The following is a 21,056-nucleotide window of genomic DNA, read 5'->3' on the forward strand; positions in this document are numbered from 1 at the left end:
CCGCGTCTCCGCGTGAGAGTGCAGTTCCTACGCGAGAGGGAGCGTCAGGGTAAAGGTGCTGCCGGCACCCACCTCGCTTTCCGCCGCGAGCGTGCCGCCCATACCCAGGGCAAGGTCGCGGCTGATGGCGAGGCCGAGCCCCACCCCCTGCTGGCTCTCGTGCGTCCGGTGCCGCTCCACCTGCACGAACGGCTCGAAGATGCGCTCGAGCTGCTCCGCGGGAATCCCCCGGCCGGTATCGGTCACCTGGATGCGCATTACGCCCGCCGAGGCGTCGGGGACGCAGCGCACGGCGACGCGGCCCCCCTCGCCCGTGAACTTGACGGCGTTGGTGAGAAGGTTGAGCAGCACCTGGCGCAGCTTCTCCGGGTCGGCGCGGACGAGGTGCGGCGGGCCGCACGCGTCGTGGTCGAAGGCGAGCCCCTTGGCGGCGATCTGCGGAGACATCAGGGGCTCGATGTCCGCCAGGAGCGCCGCGAGGTCGACTTCGGCGATGTTGTACTCCACCTGGCCTGCATCCAGCCGCGCGAAGTTGAGGATGTCGTTGACCAGCGACAGGAGGTACTGGTTGGCGCGCCGGATCCGCTCCAGGTCGTGCTCCTGCGCCTCGGTGACCGGGCCCCGCAGCCCCATGGTGAGGAGCTCCGCGTACCCCGCGATGGCGTTCAGCGGCGTCCTTAGCTCGTGGCTCATCGTGGAGAGGAACTGGCTCTTGGCCTGGTTCGCGGCCTCCGCGTGCGCCCGCTGGCGCTCGGCGTCGGCGCGCGCGGCTTCCACCTCCTGCCGCGCCCGCACCTGCTCCGTCACGTCGTAGGCGGCGCTGGCGATGGCGTACACCTCGCCGGCCGCGTCGCGCAGCGGCTGGTAGCCGATGTTGAAGAAGCGTTCCTCCAGCGCGCCGTCCGCCTGGTTCGCGATCAGCACGCCCCGCTCCGTGGCGGAATAGGGCTCGCCCGTCTCGTACACGCGGTCCATCGTCTCCCAGTAGCCCGTGCCCGCGAGCTCGGGGAAGGCCTCGCGCACCGTGCGGCCCAGCAGCGGCCGGCCCTGCCCCGGCGAGCGGGCGTAGACGGGGCTCACGATGGAGTAGACGTGCTCCGGGCCGGTGAGCACCGCCACGGCGATGGGCGCCTGTTCGAAGACCTCGCGCAGCCGCTCCTCGGCGGCTTCGGCGGCGTCGCGGGCGGCGCGCTCGACCTCCACGTCCGTGTTGGTGCCGAACCAGCGCAGCACGCGCCCCGCCGCGTCGCGCACCGGCATCGCGCGGGTCAGGAAGCGGCGGAACGCGCCGTCCGCGCCACGCAGCGGGATGATCATCTCGAACGGGGCCCCGGTGGCGAGCGAGGCCTGCCACCGCTCCACGACTCCGGCCAGCTGGGCGGGGTCGTGCACGGACTGCCACCCCCACCCCTCCATCTGCTCGGGCGTGGCGCCGGTGTACTCGTACCAGCGCGCGTTGTACCAGTCGATGTAGCCGTCCGCGCGCGCCGTCCACGCCAGCGTGGGGATGGCGTCCGCGAGCGTACGGAACTGGCGCTCGCTTTCGGCCAGCGCGGCCTCGATGCGGCGGCGCGGGGCGATGTCGCGCCAGAACACCGCCACGCCCCCGGCGGCGGTCGGGTAGGCGTCCACCTCCGCCACCAGCTCCAGGCCCTGGCCGGCGTACTCAGCAGTGAAGTGGACCTCCACCCCCTCACGCGCCACCTGCCGGTACGAGCTCTCGAAGATGGTGCCCACCGTGTCCGGAAAGGCCTCCCATATGCTTCGCCCCAGCAGTGACTCGCGCGCTACCCCCACGCTCCGCTCCATCGCGGCGTTGGCGCTGGTGAAGCGGAATTCGGCGTCGAGCACGAAGTGCGCGTCGGCCATCGCCTCCAGGATCTCCTGTGCGTTGCGCCGCTCGTGCTCGGCCTCCTGCCGCGCTGCCTCCGCCTCCCGGTACAGCCGCGCGTTGTCGACCGCCGCCGCCGCACGCCGCGCCAGCTCCTCCGCGAACGCCACGTCGTCCGGCCCGAAGCGCCGCCCGGACTCGCCGATGCCGAAGCCGAGCGCGCCGAGCACCTCGCCGTGCGCGACCACGGGCACGGTCATCAGCGAGCGGAAGCCGATGGAGCGGAGCAGCTCCAGGTGCTCGCTGTCGCGCGCTACCTGCTCCAGCACTGCGTCCGGGATCTCCTCGATCAGCTCGGGCTCTCCCGTGCGGAGCACCAGGGCGGCTCCGGCGGGCTCGTCCGCGCGGATGGGGTAGCGCCGGGCGAGCTCGCGCACGAACGCCGTCCTCTCCGGGTCCGTGTGGTGGATCGCCACCATGCGCACGGTGCCGTCGCCGGCGTCCACCGTGTACGCGCACCAGTCGGCGATGTCCGGCACGGCCAGGGCGACGACCTGCCGCAGGGTCGCCTCGTAGTCCAGCGACGATGCCAACCGCGTGCTCGCCTCGGCCAGGAAGGCAAGGCGTCGCGCGGCCTCGTCCGCCGCGGCGCGGGCCCGTTCCGCCTCGCCGGTGCGCGCCTCGAACTCCGCCGCTCCCTCCTGGAGCTGCTGGTTGGCCATCTCCAGCTCCAGCGCCTGCTCGGCGAGCTCGTCGTTCCGGGCGCGCAGCTCCGCCTCGGCGTGCAGGCGCGCTGAGACCTCCCGCCAGAACACCGCAATGCCGCCGTCCTCCGTCGGGTAGGCGTCGATCTCGATGTGGCGGTCGTATCCCTCGCCCACGTAGTGATGGGCGAAATGCACCTCTACCCGCTCCTCGACAACGCGCCGGTACTGCCGCTCCGCTTCCGTGCCCACGGAGGCGGGAAACACCTCCCAGTGCGTGCGTCCCAGCAGCGCCTCCGCCGGCATGCCCAGCGCCCGCAACGCGGCGCGGTTCACCGACAGGATGCGGAACTCCGCATCCATGGTGATGTGCTCGTCCGCCACCTGGTCGAGCACGCGCGCCGCACGGCGTTCCGCGCGCTCGGCCTCCACGCGATGGGTATCGTCGCGCAGGGTGAGCACCGCTCCTAGCCGCTCGCCCGCCGGCCCCACGATGGGGCGCGCCGTGCCCACGGCGAAGGTCTCGCCGCCGTCCGGCCGGCGGATGCGCCAGCGCTCGTCCACCACCGTCTCGCCGCGCAGGACCGCGCGGGAGAGCGGGAGCTCGGACGATGGATAGGGGCGGCCGTCCTCGGTGAGCAGGTTGTACGTCTTGGCGTAGCCTTCGGGGAGCACGTCCAGCCGGACGGTGCCGTGCATGCGCGCCGCCGCCTCGTTCACGAAGATGATGCGGCCTCCGCATCGGCCAGGATCACCCCCTCCGCGAGCTGCGCAAGCGCGGCCGCGACCAGTGAGGTCGGGCCGGTCTGCGAGTCTTCGTGTGGGACGGTGGGCGCGTGGCCCCGGGAGTCGGGCGGCATCCGGGTGCGGATGGGGGATGGAACGAACGCGGCGGGCGGCTCCGCCTCGCCAATCACAATCGGGCAAGGCAAGATACCGGCCCGTGTTCGTCGCACGATAGCCGATTCCGGGACGGTATGTAAGCGGGATGAAGTCAGCGCTTCTGCCGCGGTGCACCCTTGCCGAAGGGCGGATCGGGTGGCGGGAGCTTCAAGAGACGTACGCGAGCGGATGCTTTACGAGCCTACGAGGTCCTCTACTTCGCTCAGGTCGAACTCGTCGCCCACGTTCCCCTCGGCCATCTGCCGCATCGCCTCGTCCACGTGGGCGAGGGTGCGCTCCGAGATCGTCTCGGGAGCGCACTGCTCCAGCATGCTGCGTCCGTCATCGTGCTCGCCGTTCACATTCGCCATCGGTCTCCCTCCCGGTCGACGGTGGATTACCCCCTCACATCCAGGGCATCGGCGGGACGACGGCGGGTTCGCGGAAGGGGCCGTCGCCGAGGAAGGGGACCGCGCCGTGGCCGTTGAGGTTGTCGAAGGAGTAGAAGGAAAAGCCCTGTACTCCCTGCTCGCGTCCGATGCGGATCTGGCGCGCGATCTCGTCGTGCGGCATGCCGGAGGCGATGCCGATGTACACGTGCCGGCCCGTGGGACGCATCCCGGCGAGATGGTCTTCGAGCATGCAGCGCCAGTCCGGGTTCGGCTCGCGACCGGGGCGGCGCAGGTAAGTGCAGCGCTCCTCGTTGACGCGGAAGTAGGCCATCGGCACGGCCACGTCCAGCGACCCCTCGCGCGCCCATCCCCAGGTGTCCTGGTAGAACTGCCCGACCCCGCTGGACGACGGCCATCCGAAGCGGTCGCGGTCGTAGATGGGCCACACCGCCGCGGAGAGCGGCACCCTGCGGACGGCGCGGATGCTGTCGGCGGTCTCGCGCACCGTGCGGCTCACCATCTCGCGGCGGAAGCGGGCCCAGCCGGTGGGATCGGCCGCGGGGTCGCGCCCAAAGGCAGCGAGGCTGGCGCGGTCCCATCCGTAGTCGGAGCCGGGATAGCGGATGCGATCCAGGTGCACACCGTCGACCCGGTAGCGCCGCACCACGTCCGCGGCGACGCGGGCCAGGTGGGTGCGCACGCCCGGGTTGCCGGGGGAGAGATAGACGTACTCCTCGCCGTTCGGGCACGCCATCGGACGGCCGGCGCGGGTGTGCATCGCCCACTCCGGATGCCGCACCAGGATGTGGTCGGGGCGACCGGGCGCGCTCGGGTGCAGGCGGCGGCAGAAGTCAGCCTCCTGCGAGTCCCAGCCGGAGAGCGCGTTGATCCAGGCGTGAAGCTGCAGCCCGCGCGCATGTGCCTCACGCACGGCCACCTCGAGCGGGTCCCACGACGGGGTGCCGCCGAGCCGGCCGCAGAGCCGCACGGAGCAGGGGTCCAGCTCAGAGCGGTAGTAGGCGTCCGAGGGACCGCGCACCTGGAAGTACACCATGTTCAGGTGCGCGCGGACGGCGCGCACCATGATGTTGCGCACGTCGGCCTCCGTGCGGTACTCCCAGCGGTTGACCCACACCGCGCGGGCTTCGGCGCGGGGCTGCGGGGTCGTGGGCGCGGGTGACGGCGCGGGCTGCGCTTTCTCGACGTGCGTCGGGGCGGCCTCGGATGCACGAGGGGCGGTTCCGATTCCGATTGCCGCGCCTGCGATCAGGGCCAGCGGCGCGACGGCGAGCACCGCGCGGCGGGTTTGGATCATCGGGTCTTTCCTCTGGTGTGGCTTGCTGGTCTGTGTCGGCGAAAGGTACCCTGAGGCCGCTACAAGGTGCTAGGGCTACTCCGCGCGGTCGCCCCATGTTCCCGGCGCAGGGCTGATTCCGAGCGGGAAACAGCAGGGCTCACGCGGAGACGCGGAGACGCAGAGCAAGGGCGCAGAGCGCCGCCCTTTGTCATCCTGAGCGACGCGCCGCTCCGCCCTTGCCCGTGCTCAGGTCTTTGGCGCGGAGCGAAGGATCTACTGCGCGTGACGAGGGGTTCGCTCATTACCGCGGTCCTCGTGCCTCGCCGGACAGCTAGATCCTTCGGTTGCCGCAAAAGCAGGGCGGGGCACGGCGGACATCTGGGGGGCGGCTCCCTCAGGATGACAAATGCATTCCGCGCCCCGCGTGTGCCCGGCGGCGCTACGGGGCTGGTTCGGCGCTCAGCGGTAGGCAACGCATGGCCCGGCTCGGTTCGTGCGGCCCGGGGTGGCCACGACGCGCTTCCGGCGATCGTCATCACCCGTCCAGAGTCCGCAATGACCACGACCAGCCCGGACGCCGAGACGAGCGCCGACCCGCGCACGCGCCTGGGCTTCCTGGCGGAGACAAGCCGCTGCCTGGCGGGTTCGCTCGACTACGAGACGACGCTGGCGACGGGGGCGGGGCTAGCGCTGCCGCACTTCGGCACCTGGTGCATGGTGGACGTGGTGGAGCCGGACGACACCATCCGCCGCGTGGCCGTGATCCACCCCGACGCGGAGAAGCAGCGCACCGCCCGCGAGTTCTACGCGACCCATCCGCCGGACCGCGACGATCCGCTCGGCGCGCCGCGGGTGATCCGCACCCGCGAGTCGGAGTTCGTGCTCGCCTACGAGGACGTGCTGGAGAGCATCGCGCAGGAGGAGCACCGGGCGCTGCTGCAGGGGCTGGGCGCGCAGTCGTTCCTCATGGTGCCCATGTGCGCGCGCGGGCGGACGATGGGGGCCATCACCTTCGTCTCGGACGACCGGCGGCGGTACGACCCCGCGGACCTGCTGCTGGCCGAGGACCTGGGACGGCGCTGCGCGATGGCCGTGGACAACGCGCGGCTGTACGCGGCGTCGCGGGAGGCGCACCGCGTGGCGGAGGCGGCGCGCATGGCCGCCACCCTCACCGCCCGCCGGGCGGAGGAGCTTCTGGGCGAGGCCAACCTCGCGCGCTACGAGGCTGCCGCGGCGAACCACGCCAAGACAACCTTTCTCGGCACGATCTCGCACGAGTTCCGCACGCCACTCACGGCGGTGCAGGGGTACGCGGACCTGCTGACGGACGAGGGTTCCGCCCCGCTTACCGACGGCCAGCGGCGCCAGGTGGGACGCATCCGCGCGGCGAGCGACCACCTGCTGGGGCTGATCGAGGAGATCCTCACCTTCGCCCGGCAGCAGGCGGGGCGCTCCGAGCTGCGCATCCACGAGGTGGACCTCGCCGCGCTGGTGCGCGACGCTTCGGCGGTGGTGGAGCCGCTCGCGGCGGCCAAGGGGCTGAGCTTCGTGCTGGCGGTGCCCGAAGGGCCGATCCCCTTTCGCACCGACGTGGGGAAGCTGCGCCAGATCATCCTGAACATCGCCGCGAACGCCGTGAAGTTCACCGAGGCGGGCGAGGTGCGGATGGAGCTGGAGGCCACGGACCGCGCGGTGCTGCTGCGCGTGGCGGACACGGGGATCGGCATCGCCGCCGAGCACGCGGAGCACGTGTTCGAGGCGTTCTGGCAGGTGGACCAGACGGATGGCCGCGTCGGCGGAACGGGGCTGGGGCTGGCGGTCACGCAGCAGCTCGCCCACTTGCTGGAGGGCGAGGTGACGCTGGAGCCCGGCACCAAGGGCGGGAGCGTGTTCACCATCCGCCTGCCGCGCTACGCCCCCGAGCTGGGCGAGGCGGCCCAGGAAGCGCCGCCGGAGCCCGGCGCCGCGGAGAAGCGGTTGCGCGGGCGCCGCTACGAGACTCGGCGCGGCTCCAAGGGCCCGCCGGCGGGTCCGGCTAAAGGCTAGGAACAGCAGGGTCTCACGCGGAGACGCGGAGACGCAGAGAGAGAACTCCGCCTGCGCCGCGGCTCCGCGTGAGATTGCGGTTCGAGCGTTGGCAGAGCAACTTTGCGGAACGACGGGCATTCACACGGGGCGCGTTGCTCCCACCACCAGGCATCATGGCCGCCAAGAACAACCGCAACCATTCCGCGCCCGGCGACGGATCGGAGACGCTCCTGGCGCCTTCGGAGCCGATGCAGGACGAGCCGGCGCGCCGCGCCGAGAGCACGCCTCCGTCGCGGATTCGCGAGACGCGGCCCGCTCCCCGCGGCTTCCTCGAGCGCATGGCCGAGTCGCGGAGGGCGCCGTTTCTGCGGCTGATCGCGTACTACGTGCTGCTCATCGGCATCATGGGCGCGCTGGTGTACTGGGTGCCGATGGTGCGCGACGCCTTCATCTCCCCCGTCGTCCTTCCCGATCTGGGCAGAGGCGGGAGCGGATCGGAGCTGCTCACTCGCGCGCCCACGCTGGGCGACTACGGCGCACGGCTGTCGCTGGGCGAGGCGCTTCACCGCGCGCTCACTACGCTGCTGGTGATCGCCGGCGCGCTGTCGCTCGTGATTCCGGTGGCGTGGGTGTACATGTTCACCAAGCGCTTCCGCTACGATCCGGCGCTCGTTTCCTCGGTCATCATCCTGCCGATCGTGGTGGCGGGGATCGCGCTGGTGGTCAAGAACTCGCTGGCGCTGGCCTTTTCGCTGGCCGGGATCGTGGCGGCGGTCCGGTTCCGCAACACGCTCAAGGACCCGCGCGACGCCGTCTACATATTCCTGGTGATCGGGATCGGGCTGTCGGCGGGGGTGCAGGCGCTGGACGTTGCGCTGGCGATGTCGCTGGCCTTCAACTTCGTCGTGCTGTTGGTGTGGAAGCACAACGTGGGGTCGATCTACAGCGGCAGCTACGGGCGCACGGGCATCCTGTCGGTGGGCGATCCGGAGCTGATGGTGGCGGACGACCCCGCGGCGCAGCGCGACATTCGCCGGCGGATGCTGGAGCACGACGGCGACATGCGCACGGACGGCATCCTGCTGGTGCACTCAGGCGCACCGGACCTTGCGCGCCTCACGGTGCAGGAAGCGCTCGGCGACACCGCGAGTGACTGGCGGCTGGTGAACGTGCGGCGCGAGCCCGAGCGCCCCGCCGTGCTGGAGTACCTGGTGCGCCTCAAGACGGAGATCACCCCGGCCGAGCTCGTCGGCGCGCTGGACGAGCGCTGGTCCGCACAGGTCTCGGCCGCCGAGTACGTCCCCTTCCGCACGCGGAAGAAGAAGCGCAAGAAGGGTTAGCGGGTGCGCGTGTGGCGTCGTGCGCTCCTGCTGGCCGCGCTCCTCTCCGCGTGCGCCTCGCCCGAGCGCTACTTTCCCGCCGAGCGGGAGCTGACGGCTCTTCTCGAGACGCGTGTGCGGGAGCGGCGCGCGGTCGGGATCGCGGTCGGCGTGCTGGAGGCGGATGGCTCCGCCACGATGGCGTTCGCGGGGAGCGCGGGTGAGGGCGCGCGGCCGCTCGACGGCCGTACGCGGTTCGAGATCGGCTCCATCACCAAGACGTTCACGGGCGTCCTGCTGGCGGAGATGGTGCGGACCGGCGAGGTGCGCTACGACGATCCCGTCTCCCGCTACCTCCCCGAAGGCGTGCGCGTCCCTGCCCTCAACGGCCGCGAGATCACCCTCCTCGACCTGGCCACGCACCACTCCGGCCTCCCCGCCGTGCCGGACAACATGGACCCGGCGGACCCTCGCAATCCGTACGCGGACTACTCGGCTGCGCAGATGTACGCGTTCCTCTCCGGCTTCACGCCGGAGCGCGAGGCGGGCGCGGCCTATCAGTACTCCAACATCGGCTTCGGGCTGCTGGGCCACGCCCTGGGCCGGGCGGCGGGTTCCGGGTACGACGAGCTCGTCCGCGAGCGCATCCTGCGGCCGCTGCGGATGGATGGGACCGCGATCGATCTGCGGGGCGAGCTCATGGCGAAGGGGCACAACAGGCAGGGCGAGATCGTGCCCTACTGGGACCTGCCGACGCTGGCGGGCGCGGGCGCCTACCGCTCGAACCTGGACGACCTGATGCGCTTCCTCGCCGCAAACCTGCGGCCGCCGCAGACGGAGCTGGAGCGCTCGATCCACGCGACGCAAAGGATGCAGCGCACGGTCACCGACACGGTCGCAAACCGCATCGGCACCGACGCGATGGGCGTCGGCTGGCAGATCCGTACGCGAGGCGGCTCCAGCATCGTCTGGAAGGACGGCGGCACGGCGGGGTTCCAGACGTTCATCGGGTTCGATCCTGAGCGGCGGATCGGCGTGGTGGTGCTCTCGAACACCGCCATCGAGGTGGACGACATCGGATTCCACCTCCTCGACCCGGCGTCGCCGTTGGGAGCGCCGCCCCCGATGCCCCCTAGCGGTTCTTGATGGCGACGCTCTCCAGCACGTCCGCCACCGTCTCGATCCCGTCGATCGCCGCTTCCAGCTTGTCGTAGATCTCCTTCCACTTCAGCGTCTCGATGGGGTCGGGCTTGCCGGCGAACAGCCCGGTCATCACGCGCTCGTACACGGCATCGCCCTCCTCGCCGAGCGCCTGGATCTCGCGAAAGGGGTCGCGGTCGATGCCGGAGGTGCGCAGGTTGGCGACGGCCGTGGCCACCAGCATGCTCCCCCTGAGCAGGACGCCCGCCAGTTCGCGCGCCCCCTCGTCCGCCCGCGAGATCTCGAACGCGGCCACGTACGACGCCGCATCCTCCACCTGGTCCACCACGTTGTCCAGCCCGCGCGCGATGGCGTACAGGTCCTCGCGGTCGAACGGCGCCACGAGCGAGCCGTCGAGCCGCGACGTGATCTCGCCGGTCAGCTCGTCGGCCTCGTGCTCCGCCGTGCGGATGCGCCGCTCCAGCCGGGCGGGCTCGCGGGGGTCCTGAAAGAGCCGGTTGAGCAGGTCCGCCGCCGTGGTCAGGTGCCCCGCCAGCGTCTCCAACTCGTCGAAATAGCTGTCGTCCTTGGGGAAAAGCCGGACCATGCCGTGCTCCATGTGCGGGTGGAAGATCCCCAGCGCGCGCGTCTCGCCGGATCAGTGCAAACGGCAATCCCGCAGGAAAAGGCAGCGCGGCCGAACAGCCTGTTGTCAGGGAGCCTGGGTCGCGGAAAGTATGGTTGTTGCAGCACCGCGATCGATCCCCAGACGACCCGCCCCATTGGAGCACGGAATGACCGAGCACGGCAACATCGATCCGGCAGAGAGGAAGGAGCTGGAGGAACGGGCGTCGGTCGAGCCGGAGCAGGGGGCGATCCGGGGGGACGTGCCGGACGGGGAGCAGGCCAACGCGTGGGAGAGCGCCAAGATCGGCCTCGCCAGCGAGGGCGGGGTGCGGCGCGAGATGGCACGCGCCGGAGAGCCCCCCGCCACGGCCGCAGACGAGGCGTTCCACGGCCGTGTCCACGCGCAGCCGCCGGCGGAGCACACCGGGCTGCGCCTGGGCGACGTGCAGAAGACCGCCGCCGGCATCAACGCCGTGCGCGTGGCGATGAAGTACACGCTCGCCGAGATGGGCGCCGCGGACGGCGCGCGCATGCTCCAGAAGCTGAACCAGGAGGGCGGCTTCGACTGCCAGAGCTGCGCGTGGCCCGATCCGCCCGCCGGCGAGCGGCCGGCGTTCGCGGAGTACTGCGAGAACGGCGCAAAGGTCACCGCCGAGGAGAACACGCGGAAGCTGATCGACCCCGACTTCTTTCGCCGCTACAGCGTCGCCGAGCTGTCCGAGAGGTCCGACTACTGGCTGGCGAAGCAGGGGCGCATCGACCGGCCGATGGTGCTGCGCGAGGGCGCCACGCACTACGAGCCGATCGGCTGGGAAGAGGCGATCGGGCTGGTGGCGAAGGAGCTACGGGCGCTGGACTCGCCGGACGAGGCGGCGTTCTACACATCCGGGCGCACCGCCAACGAGACGGCGTTCCTCTACCAGCTCTTCGTGCGGCACTTCGGCACCAACAACCTGCCGGACTGCAGCAACATGTGCCACGAGTCCAGCGGCAGCGCCCTCACCGACTCCATCGGCATCGGCAAGGGTACGGTGACGCTGGACGACGTGCATCACGCCGACCTGCTGATCAGCATCGGCCAGAACCCGGGATCGTGCCACCCGCGCATGCTCACGGCGCTCCAGCGGCTGAAGCGCAACGGCGGCAAGATCATCGCCATCAACCCCCTCCCCGAGACGGGGCTGAACCACTTCAAGCACCCGCAGGACCTCAAGCACCCCGGCCGCATCCTCAGCGTGCTGGTGGGCGACGGCACCCCCATCGCCGAGTTCTTTGTGCCGGTGCGCATCGCGGGCGACGTGGCGCTCCTCAAGGGCGTGCTCAAAGAGATGCTGGAGGAGGAGGAGCGGCGCCCCGGCACCGTTTTCGACCACGAGTTCATCCGCACCCACACGCACGGCTACGAGGCCTTCGTCGAGGACCTGCGCGCCGAAAGCTGGGACCTCATCATTGAGCAGAGCGGGGTGGAGCGCGCGCAGATCCGCACCGTGGCCGAGATGGTGATGCGGCACGAGCGCATCATCGTGGCGTGGGCGATGGGGCTCACGCAGCAGCCGGACGCGGTGAGCGCCATCCAGGAGATCGTCAACCTGCTGCTGCTGAAGGGGAGCATTGGGAAGAAGGGGGCGGGCGCGCTCCCCGTGCGCGGCCACAGCAACGTGCAGGGCGACCGCACGGTCGGGATCTGGGAACGGATGCCGGACCGGTTCCTGGACGCGCTGAAGAGGGAGTTCGGCTTCAACCCGCCGCGCCACCACGGCTACGACACCGTGGAGACAATCAAGGCGATGCACGCTGGGAAGGTGAAGGTGTTCTTTGGGATGGGCGGCAACTTCCTTTCGGCCGGGCCGGACACGGAGTACACCGCCGCCGCCATGCGCCGCTGCCGCCTGACCGCGCATGTCTCCATCAAGCTCAATCGCGGCCACCTGGTGACGGGGAGGCAGGCGCTCATCCTCCCCACCATCGGCCGCGCCGAGCGCGACGTGCAGCTCACGGGCGAGCAGTTCGTGACCGCCGAGAACTCGATGGGCGTGGTGCGCACGTCGCGCGGCGTGCTGGACCCCGCATCGCCGCACCTGAAGAGCGAGCCCACCATCGTCGCGCTCCTGGCCACCGCCACGCTCGGAGCGCGCAACCGGGTGGAGTGGTACTCGCTGATCGCCGACTACGGCCGCATCCGCGACCTGATCGAGCGGGTGATCCCCGGCTTCGAGGGCTACAACCGCCGCCTGCGCGAGCACGGGGAGCTCGTCCTCCCCAACCTTCCGCGCGACCGCCGCGAGTTCAGCACCACCACGGGGAAGGCCAACTTCACCGTGCACCGCATCCAGCCGGTGAAGCTGGAGCCGGGGCAGCTGGTGATGATGTCGATGCGCAGCCACGACCAATTCAACACCACCGTCTACGGCCTGGACGACCGCTATCGCGGCATCTACAACGAGCGCCGCGTCGTGATGATGAACCCAGAGGACATCCGCGAGCTGGGCCTGGCCGCGGGCGACGTGGTGGACCTGACGAGCCATTTCCGCGGGGAGGAGCGGGTGGCGCGGCGCTTCATCGTGGTGAGCTACCCCATCCCCCGCCGCTGCGCCGCCACCTACTATCCCGAGACCAACGTCCTGGTCCCCATCGGCAGCGTCGCCGCGCGCAGCAACACGCCGACCTCGAAGTTCGTGATCATCACGGTGGCGAAGGCGTGAGGGGCCCTCACCCCCGTCTCGTTACACTCGACTGCCCCCTCTCCCGATAACAGGAGAGGGCTGCGCCCTCGCCGTTATCGAGAGAGGGGGCTTGCGTGCGGTTCGGCGGGTTTGTGCGCGCGCAGAGGGCCCCCTCCCCCCGGCCCCCTCCCCCGCCTGCGGGGGCGCAGGGCGGGTGAGGGGGAGAACTGCACAGATCCCGTAGGGGCGCGATTCATCGCGCCCGCCCTTTCCGCCGCGCCGATCACCGCGGTTCCGCACGAATATCTGTAGGGGCAGACCTGCGTGTCTGCCCACCGTTTCCTCCGCGCCAACCCCCGCAAACACGCACCGTCACATGTAGGGGCCGCCCCATGTGGCTGCCCGTGCCCGCCCCCACGACAATCTCCGCTACCGCAACCCGCTCCAACCATCACGCATTCGGCGCCGCTAGCGGCCGGCGCAGGGCTGCGCGGGCTGCGTAGTACCCGCACATGCCGTGGACGGCACCGCCGGGAGGCGTGGAAGCGGAGCACATAAACAGCCCGTCCACCGGCGTGGAGTACGGGTTGCGGCGGAAGGCGGGGCGGAAGAAGACCTGCCGCAGGGTCATGGCGCCCGCGCTGATGTCGCCGCCCACCAGGTTCGGGTTGTGGCGCTCCAGCGCGGAGGGCGGCATCACGCTACGCGCCAGCACCACGTCGCGGAAGCCGGGGGCGAAGCGCTCGATTTGCGCCTCGATGGCCTCCGTCATGTCCACGTCGCGGCCGAAGGGGACGTGGCAGTACGCCCACGCGACGTGCTTCCCCTCCGGTGCGCGCGTCGGGTCGAAGAGGGTGGGCTGCACCAGGAGGACGAAGGGCTTCTCCGGAACCTGGCCGGCGAGGGGCGCGTGCTCCGAGGCGGCGATCTCGTCCAGGGTGCCGCCGAGGTGCACGGTGGCGGCGCGGCGGCACTCCGGGGAGCGCCAGGGGATCGGCTCGGAGAGCGCCCAGTCCATCTTGAACGACCCCGCGCCGTACTGGTATCGCTCCAGCGCCCCGCGATAGCGCGCCGGCAGCCGGTGCCCGGCGATGCGCAGCACCTGCCGCGGGGTCAGGTCCAGGAGGATGGTGCCGACCCCTCGCAGCTCGTCCACGTCGTCCACGGGCGCGCCGGTGACGATCTCGCCCCCAAGCGAGCGGAAGTACGACGCCAGTGCCGTGGCGATGCTCCGCGACCCGCCGCGCGCGATCGGCCATCCCACCGCGTGCCCCGCCGCCGCCAGCGTCAGCCCGAACGCCGCAGTGGGCGACTGCGTCAGCGGGACCATGGAGTGGGCGGCGTTGCCCGCGAAGAGCGCGCGTGCGCGATCGCCGCGGAAGGCGCCCTTCGCCACGCCGTACGCTGGGCGCACGGCGGTGAGGCCGAAGCGGGCGAGGAGAAAGGGGTGGTCGGGGAACTCCAGCGGCCCCAGCACGTCCTCCGCCAGCGTCAGCCAGCGCTCCGTCCAGAAGCCGAGCAGCTTCTTCCACGCGCGCGCATCGGGGCCGAGCGTGGCGCCGGTGGCCTCGATGGAGCGCTCCAGCATCGCCACGGCGCCGTCGTCGAACGGGTGCGCGAGGCAGGCGGGGGAGTGCACCCACTCCAGCCCGTGCTCCTCAAGCGGCAGGGTGCGGAAAAAGGGGGAAGAGAGGGCGAGCGGGTGCACGATGGAGCAGACGTCGTGCAGGTAGCCGGGGAGCGTCAGCTCTTCGGTGCGCATCCCGCCGCCGATGGTGTCCGCCGCCTCGCGTACGACGACGGAGCGCCCCGCCCGCGCCAGCGCGATCGCCGCCGACAGCCCGTTGGGACCAGAGCCCACCACCACCGCGTCCGGAACGCTCACGTGTGTTCTCCCGGAAAGAGGCCCTCACCCCCGCTCGTTCCTCGCTGCCCCCTCTCCCGATAACAGGAGAGGGCTGCGCCCTCACGTTATCGAGAGAGGGGGCGTGGGTGTGCATCGCCGGCGTCTGGTGCACGCAGGGTGCCCCCTCCCCCCGGCCCCCTCCCCCGCCTGCGGGGGCGCAGGGCGGGGGAGGGGGCAGACCTGCGGGCGCGGACCGTCCAGCCTCCCCCCTCTCTCGATAACAGAGGCGCCAGCCTCTCCTGTTATCGGGAGAGGGGGGTCGGGGGGGTGAGGGCCACCGCCCGCGCCAGCTGCACCACGAAGGTCGTGCCCTCGCCGACGACGCTCTCCACGGAGAGGGTGCCGTTCATCAGGCGCAGGAGCTCGCGGCTGATGGCGAGGCCCAGGCCCACGCCCTGGCGCGTCTCCGCGTCGGAGTTGCCGGCCTGGATGAAGGGGCTGAAGATCGCCTCGATCCGCTCCGGCGGGATGCCGCGGCCGGTGTCGCGCACGCGGATGGCGACGGTGCCGTCGGAGGGGACGCAGTCGAGCACCACGCGGCCGCCGGGGTCGGTGAACTTGGCGGCGTTGGTCAGCAGGTTCAGGCACACCTGGATCAGCCGCTCGCCGTCGGCCAGCACGTGGAGCGCGGCGTCGGGGGCGCGCAGCTCCAGCGCCACGCCACGCTTGGCGAAGAGGGGCTGCACCAGCGGACGCAGCTCCTCGATCGTGTCGCGCAGGGGGACCGCCGCGATCTCGATCTGCACCTGGCCCGCTTCGAGCCGCGCGAAGCTGAGGATGTCGTTGATCAGGGTGAGGAGGTGCTCCTGCGCGCGGATGATCCGTCCCATCGCCTCGCGCTGCAGCTCGCTGACGGGGCCCTGCACCCCCATCTCCACGAGCTGCGCGTAGCCGCCGATGGCGTTGAGCGGCGTGCGCAGGTCGTGCGACATGCGCGCCAGGAACTCGCTCTTGGCCCGGTTCGCCTCCTCGGCGGCGGCGCGGGCCTGGGCGGCGTCTTCGAAGAGGCGCGCGTTGTCGATGGCCACCGCCGCGCGCCGCGCCAGGTCCTCCGCCAGCGCGACCTGGGCGGGGGTGTAGACGGCGCCCGGGCTGGTGCGCAGGAGGCCGATGGCGCCCAGCACGTGGCCGCGGGCGGCGAGCGGCACGAAGAGCCCCGCCTGCGAGCGCAGGGCGCGGAAGACCTCCAGCTCCTCCGCGGTGCGGGCGAGGGTGGCCAGGTGCTCGTCCGGCACCACGGCCACGTGGCGCACCTCGCCGGAGCGGATGGCGTCGGCCACGTAGCTGGTGGGATGGTCGCGGGTAGGGCGGTAGTGCCGCTCCAGCGCGCGCACCAGCGGCTCCTTTTCCGGGTCCGCGTGGGCTGCGGCCACGCCGCGGTGCTCCCCGTTCTCCTGGGTGAGGTAGATGACGCAGTAGTCGCCCAGCATGGGGACGGCCAGCCGCGCCACGGCGCGCAGGGTGGCGTCCATGTCCAGCGAGTCGGCAAGCACGCGGCTGGCCTCGGCCAGGAAGCGGGTGCGCTCGGCGCTGGCGCGCAGCTCCTCCTGGGCCGCCTGCGTCTCGGCCTCGGCGCGGCGCAGCTCCACGGCGTAGCGCAGGGAGGCCGCCAGCCGCTCGGGGGTGATGCCGTCCTTGGGAAGGTAGTCCGCCGCGCCGGCCTTCATCAGCGCCACCGCCACCCGCTCGTCGCCCTGGCCGGTAAGCATCACCACCGGCGCGTTCACCCCGGCCGCGCGGATGGAGCGCAGCAGGGTGAGGCCGTTGCCGCCGGGGAGGTTGTAGTCCAGGAAGACGCAGTCGTACCCGCCGGCCACGGCCAGCGCCAGCGCCTGGGGGACGGCTTCGGCCTCGTCCACCGCCGCGTCCACCCCCGCGCGCAGGAGCGCACGGCGGATCGCCATCCGGTCCACCCGGTCGTCGTCCACCACAAGGATGCGCAGCCGCGGCTGCGCATCTTCGGTGGCGACGGCGGGCGGATCCAGCGGCTCGGTCACGGCATCTCCACGAGCGCCCAGTACTTGTTGAGGGAGGCCATCGTCTCGCAGAAGTTGCTGAAGGTGACGGGCTTCAGCAGGTAACCCGCCACGTGGAGGTTGTACGCCTCCACCTTGTCGCGCTCCGCGTCGGAGGTGGTGAGCACCACTACGGGGGTGGGGCTCAGCTCGGGGTCCGCGCGCAGCTCGCGCAGGAACTCGATGCCGTTCATGCGCGGCATGTTGAGGTCGAGCAGTACCAGGCGGCGGGTGCGCGGCAGCTCGTCGCCGCGCAGCATCTCCAGCGCTTCCAGGCCGTTCCCCGCCACGAAGAGCGGGTTGGAGATGTTCCCCTTTTTGAAGGCGCGGCGGATGTTCATCACGTCCACCTCGTCGTCCTCCACCAGCAGGATGTTCAGCAGCTTGTCACTCATTCCCGGTGCTCTCCTCATGCGCCTGGGGCCACAGGAAGCGGAACGTGCTCCCCGCTCCCTCTTCCGATTCCACCCACACCCGCCCGCCGCGGCTCTCCACCAGCTTCTTGACGATGGAAAGCCCGATCCCCGTTCCCTCCACCTTGTCGCGCGCTTCGAGCATCTGGAAGATCCCGAAGATGCGCTCGTGGTACTCCGGCGCAATCCCGGGGCCGTTGTCGATGACGGCGAACTCGCACATCCCCTCCGCCGACTCGCGCGACTCCACCCGCACCAGCGGCGCGCCGCCGCGCGCGTACTTCACCGCGTTGCCTATCAGGTTCATGAAGACCTGCTGCAGCGGCAGGCGCTCGGTGTGCACCACGGGCATGCCGGCGGCCACCTCCACGCGCACCCCCTCGGGCGGCGCAATCAGCTCCACCACTTCCTCCACCAGCTCCGCCGTGTCCACCCGCACCGCGCGCTCCTTCATCCGCCCGGCGCGCGAGTACTGCAGGATTCCCTCGATCAGCCCCTCCATGCGGTGCACCCGGCCGCGCAGCAGCTCCAGGTGCTCCTTCACCTCGGGGCCCACCACGCCCTCCAGGTCTTCCTCGATCCAGGTGGAGATGTTGCTGATCCCCCGCAGCGGCGCCTTGAGGTCGTGGCTGGCGACGTAGGCGAACTGGTCCAGCTCGCGGTTGCTGGTCTCCAGGGCGCGCGCGGTCCGCGCCAGCTCCTGGGCTTTGCGCTCCACTTCCTGGCGGGCGTGCACCTGGTCGGTGACGTCCACGGCGTGGATCAGGATCCCCCCCACCGAGCCGTCGGCGTCGGGGAGGGCCTGGAAGACGAAGTTGAAGAACCCCTCTTCCAGCTTCCCCTGCCCCGTGCGGTCCAGCAGGGCGGGGGTCTCGTTGCCCACGTGGGGCTCGCCGGTGGCGTAGACGCCGTTCAGCATCTCGATGAAGCCCTGCTCCACCACCTCCGGGATGGCCTCGCGCAGCTTCTTCCCCACCAGCGGGCGCCCTCCCATGAGCGACACGTACGGGCGGTTCGCCATCTCGAAGACGAAGTCCGGCCCGCGCAGAACGGCGATCATCGCCGGCGCCTGCTGAAAGACGGTGCGCAGGCGCGCGCGCTCCAGGCCCAGCTCCCGGATCAGGCTCTCGCGCTCTTCCTGGGCGCGGCGCTCCGCGTCCACGTCGTCCAGCACCACGAGCGCGCTGGTGACGGCGCCGCGCGCGTCGCGCAGCGGCACGCCCGTGATCTGCACCCACGCGGGCGTGCCGTCGCCGCGCTGGTAGAGGTACTCGTCGGGCCCGGCGGGCTGGCCTGTGGCGAAGACGCGCGCAAGGGGAAACTCGTGCCCCTGCACCCTCCGCCCGTCGCGGTGGAAGGCCACCCAGCGGTCGTACTCCTCCACCCCCGCGGACTGCAGCACGGGGTGGCGCAGGATCTCCTCCAGGCGGCGGTTCCCCATCACGATGCGCCCGGTGGGTGCCTCGGCGATCAGGATGCCGACCGGCGCGTGGTCGATGATGGCCGCCAGGTGCGTCCGCTCGCGCGCCGTCTCCTCGTTGGCGTGCTGCAGCTCCTCGTTGCTTACCTCCAGCTCCACCTGCACCTCTTCCATGCGCAGCGCCTGCAGCTGCAGCTCCTCCTTTTGCGCCTCCAGCTCGGCGGCCTGCTCCTCCATCATCCGCTGCGTTTCCACCTGTTCCGTCACGTCCACCCCGTGCACCAGGATCCCGCCGACGGAGCCGTCCGCCTCCATGAGCGGCTGGTAGACGAAGTTGAGGTAGCGGGCCTCGAGCGGGGCGCCGGGGGTGCGCTGCAGCTCGATCCTGACCCCGTTGCCCACGAACGCCTGGCCGCTGCCGTACACCTGGTCCAGCAGCTCCAGAAAGCCCTGCTCCGCGGCCTCGGGAATCGCCTCGCGTACCGGCTTTCCCACGACGTCGCGGTGGCCGACGAGCTGGGCGTAGATGGGGTTGGCCATCTCGAAGACGTGGTCCGGCCCGCGCAGGGTGGCGATGAAGGCCGGCGCCTGCTGGAAGGCGCCGGCCAGCCGCGTCCGCTCGAACCTGAGCTCGCCCAGCAGCCGCTCGCGCGCATCCTCCATCCGCGCGCGGTCGATGGCGAGCGCGATCCCGTCCGCCACGGATGCCAGCGCAGCCATCGTGCGCTCGGAGAGCGTCTGGCGCGCGAACATGGCGATCACGCCGATCACGCGCCCCTCCACCATCAGCGGGTAGCCGGCGAAGGAGACCATCCCCTCGCGGCGCGCCCACTCCTTGTCGCCCACCCGCTCGTCGGTGAGTACGTCGTTGGTGAGGTGCGGCGCCGCCTCCTGCGCGATCTTGCCGATCTTGAAGGCGCCCACCGGCACGCGGCCGTGCGGCCCGTCCAGGTGGGTGTACATCCCGGCGCTGGCCTGCAGCACCAGCACCTGCTCCGCTTCGTCGAGCGTCCAGATGCGGGCGAAGGCGGCCTGGAGCTGCTCGGTGATGGCCTCCGCGCACCCCTGCAGCACCTGGCGCAGCGGGCCGCCTCGGGTGAGCGTGGTGCCGATGCGCGCCGTCAGCTCCGCCTCGCGTGCGCGGGCCTCCGCCTCGCGCTGTTCGTGCCGCTCGCGGGTGATGTCGCGCGCCTCGATGATGGTGCCCACCGTCACCCCGTCGCGGCGGATGGGGCTGGCCGTGAACGACACCGGGTACAGGTGCCCGTCCTTGTGGACGAAGACCTCTTCCCCCTGCTCCCGCATGTTCTGCGGAAAGGCCTGGTCGATGGGGCACTCCTCCAGCGGGTAGTGCGACCCGTCTGGCCGAGTGTGGTGGATGTAGTAGTGAAGCTCCTTCCCCTGCAGCTCCTCCAGGCGGAAGCCGGTGAGCTCCTCGGCCGCGCGGTTCATGTACGTGCAGCGCTGCTGCTCGTCCATGATGAAGAGGGCCAGCGTCGCGTTCTCGGCCACCGTCTCCAGCTGCCGGCGGTACAGGTCCGGGTCGCTCGCGGGGGCGTCGGCCATCCGGGGGGGAGTGAGCTCGGTCACTTCGTTCTCGGGATGAGGGGTTGCGTCATCTATCGGCCGGGGAGCGCGCGCCGCAGGCTCTCCACGATGCGGGCCGGGGTGAGCTCCGCCTTGTCGATGTAGTCGGCCGCGCCGCTCTCGCCGAGCTGCGCGGCCACGCGGTCGTCCTGCTGGCCGGTCAGCATCACCACGGGGATGTCGATCCCCGCCGCGCGCAGACCGCGCAGAAAGGTGAGCCCGTCGCCGTCGGGAAGGTTGTAGTCCAGGAAGACGCAGTCGTACGCCTCGGCCGTCAGCAGGCCGATGGCGGCGAGCACCGCGTCCGCCTCGCCGACCTCCGGGGCCGTGCCCGTCCGCGCCAGCGCCCGGCGCAGCGCCAGGCGGTCCACGTCGTCGTCGGCCACAACGAGGATGCGCAGAGTGCGCCCGGCTGCCTGGCCGGGCGTGCTCTCGTCTTCATCGTCCCTCATCGGCATCACGGTACCACCACCCCCGGTTGTACTTCGCGCCGCGTGCCAAAGCGGAAGGCGGGGCCGTGCCCACCCTCGCGCGCGAGCCCCGCCGCCCGGCTATCTGCTTGGAAGCCATCGTTATACGCAATGTCCGTGCACGCCCCGGCCATTGACGTTTCGTGCGCGGTGGAGGTACACTGCCCTCCCCGACACGGCCCCCTTGAGGACGACCAATGAAACCGGACGACGGCGGGGAGGGCGACGACATCGAAGGCGTGCCCGTGGTGGCCGCTGTCCGAGAAGCGCTCTTCGGGGCGGACACCCTGGAGGAGGGCGTGCGCCGCGTGTTGGCCGAGATCGGGGAGTCGCTGGGGTGGCTCTTCGGCGCGTGCTGGCAC

14 protein-coding genes are annotated in these 21,056 nt (G+C 71.2%); 4 read left to right on the forward strand and 10 right to left on the reverse strand.

Translation table 11 applies throughout. The annotated features are described in order from the left end of the window. Positions 1–27: 27 nt before the first annotated feature. From VF647_17360 to VF647_17375, 4 genes are all read right to left on the reverse strand, one after another. Positions 28–3,255, reverse strand: coding sequence for a PAS domain-containing protein (locus VF647_17360; protein HEX8453856.1), 3,228 nt, complete (start codon positions 3,253–3,255; stop codon positions 28–30). After that, positions 3,252–3,395 (reverse strand): hypothetical protein, encoded by a 144-nt coding sequence (locus VF647_17365; protein HEX8453857.1) that lies wholly within the window; start codon positions 3,393–3,395, stop codon positions 3,252–3,254. Before VF647_17365 ends, VF647_17360 begins: the two co-directional genes overlap by 4 nt. Positions 3,396–3,611: 216 nt before the next feature. Further along, a complete protein-coding gene (locus VF647_17370; GenBank protein ID HEX8453858.1) occupies positions 3,612–3,788 on the reverse strand; it encodes a hypothetical protein in 177 nt (58 codons plus the stop codon). Positions 3,789–3,822: 34 nt separating this feature from the next. After that, positions 3,823–5,124, reverse strand: a complete 1,302-nt coding sequence (locus VF647_17375; GenBank protein ID HEX8453859.1) for a family 10 glycosylhydrolase — start codon at positions 5,122–5,124, stop codon at positions 3,823–3,825. Positions 5,125–5,661: 537 nt separating this feature from the next. Here VF647_17375 and VF647_17380 point away from each other — a divergent pair. From VF647_17380 to VF647_17390, 3 genes are all read left to right on the forward strand, one after another. Beyond that, on the forward strand, positions 5,662–7,152 hold the full coding sequence (locus VF647_17380; protein HEX8453860.1) for a GAF domain-containing sensor histidine kinase: 1,491 nt from the start codon (positions 5,662–5,664) through the stop codon (positions 7,150–7,152). A 155-nt stretch (positions 7,153–7,307) separates the two neighbouring features. Then, entirely contained in the window at positions 7,308–8,474 is a 1,167-nt protein-coding gene (locus tag VF647_17385; protein HEX8453861.1) for a DUF4956 domain-containing protein, read from the forward strand. Positions 8,475–8,477: 3 nt separating this feature from the next. After that, positions 8,478–9,599, forward strand: coding sequence for a serine hydrolase domain-containing protein (locus VF647_17390; protein ID HEX8453862.1), 1,122 nt, complete (start codon positions 8,478–8,480; stop codon positions 9,597–9,599). Here the strand turns inward: VF647_17390 and VF647_17395 are convergent. Further along, positions 9,586–10,200 carry a DUF47 family protein gene (locus VF647_17395; protein ID HEX8453863.1) on the reverse strand — a complete coding sequence of 205 codons (615 nt, stop codon included), beginning with the start codon at positions 10,198–10,200 and terminating at the stop codon, positions 9,586–9,588. The two genes, VF647_17390 and VF647_17395, sit on opposite strands and share 14 nt — an antisense overlap. 187 nt (positions 10,201–10,387) lie before the next feature. Here VF647_17395 and VF647_17400 point away from each other — a divergent pair, with 187 nt between their 5' ends. Beyond that, on the forward strand, positions 10,388–12,922 hold the full coding sequence (locus VF647_17400; GenBank protein HEX8453864.1) for an FdhF/YdeP family oxidoreductase: 2,535 nt from the start codon (positions 10,388–10,390) through the stop codon (positions 12,920–12,922). Positions 12,923–13,334: 412 nt separating this feature from the next. On the opposite strand, the gene VF647_17405 is transcribed toward VF647_17400, so the two are convergent. The 5 genes from VF647_17405 to VF647_17425 form a co-directional block, all read right to left on the reverse strand. Then, the gene (locus VF647_17405; GenBank protein ID HEX8453865.1) at positions 13,335–14,768 is read right to left on the reverse strand and encodes an NAD(P)/FAD-dependent oxidoreductase; all 1,434 of its coding nucleotides are present in this window, start codon (positions 14,766–14,768) and stop codon (positions 13,335–13,337) included. A 263-nt stretch (positions 14,769–15,031) separates the two neighbouring features. Then, positions 15,032–16,786 carry an ATP-binding protein gene (locus VF647_17410; GenBank protein ID HEX8453866.1) on the reverse strand — a complete coding sequence of 585 codons (1,755 nt, stop codon included), beginning with the start codon at positions 16,784–16,786 and terminating at the stop codon, positions 15,032–15,034. After that, positions 16,783–17,199, reverse strand: a complete 417-nt coding sequence (locus VF647_17415) for a response regulator (GenBank protein HEX8453867.1) — start codon at positions 17,197–17,199, stop codon at positions 16,783–16,785. The genes VF647_17410 and VF647_17415 overlap by 4 nt, the downstream gene beginning before the upstream one ends. Next, positions 17,192–20,227, reverse strand: a complete 3,036-nt coding sequence (locus VF647_17420) for a PAS domain-containing protein (protein ID HEX8453868.1) — start codon at positions 20,225–20,227, stop codon at positions 17,192–17,194. Before VF647_17420 ends, VF647_17415 begins: the two co-directional genes overlap by 8 nt. A 29-nt stretch (positions 20,228–20,256) precedes the next feature. After that, positions 20,257–20,676 (reverse strand): response regulator, encoded by a 420-nt coding sequence (locus VF647_17425; GenBank protein ID HEX8453869.1) that lies wholly within the window; start codon positions 20,674–20,676, stop codon positions 20,257–20,259. Between the last annotated feature and the right edge of the window lie 380 nt (positions 20,677–21,056).

It is taken from the genome of Longimicrobium sp., from assembly GCA_036387335.1.
GTDB lineage: Bacteria > Gemmatimonadota > Gemmatimonadetes > Longimicrobiales > Longimicrobiaceae > Longimicrobium.

Bases quoted from the DNA above. Each gene is read 5' to 3' on its own strand.
- VF647_17365 (HEX8453857.1), bottom strand. From the start codon at position 3,395: ATGCCGCCCGACTCCCGGGGCCACGCGCCCACCGTCCCACACGAAGAC.
- VF647_17370 (HEX8453858.1), bottom strand. From the start codon at position 3,788: ATGGCGAATGTGAACGGCGAGCACGATGACGGACGCAGCATGCTGGAG.
- VF647_17375 (HEX8453859.1), bottom strand. From the start codon at position 5,124: ATGATCCAAACCCGCCGCGCGGTGCTCGCCGTCGCGCCGCTGGCCCTG.
- VF647_17380 (HEX8453860.1), top strand. From the start codon at position 5,662: ATGACCACGACCAGCCCGGACGCCGAGACGAGCGCCGACCCGCGCACG.
- VF647_17385 (HEX8453861.1), top strand. From the start codon at position 7,308: ATGGCCGCCAAGAACAACCGCAACCATTCCGCGCCCGGCGACGGATCG.
- VF647_17395 (HEX8453863.1), bottom strand. From the start codon at position 10,200: ATGGTCCGGCTTTTCCCCAAGGACGACAGCTATTTCGACGAGTTGGAG.
- VF647_17400 (HEX8453864.1), top strand. From the start codon at position 10,388: ATGACCGAGCACGGCAACATCGATCCGGCAGAGAGGAAGGAGCTGGAG.
- VF647_17415 (HEX8453867.1), bottom strand. From the start codon at position 17,199: ATGAGTGACAAGCTGCTGAACATCCTGCTGGTGGAGGACGACGAGGTG.
- VF647_17425 (HEX8453869.1), bottom strand. From the start codon at position 20,676: ATGAGGGACGATGAAGACGAGAGCACGCCCGGCCAGGCAGCCGGGCGC.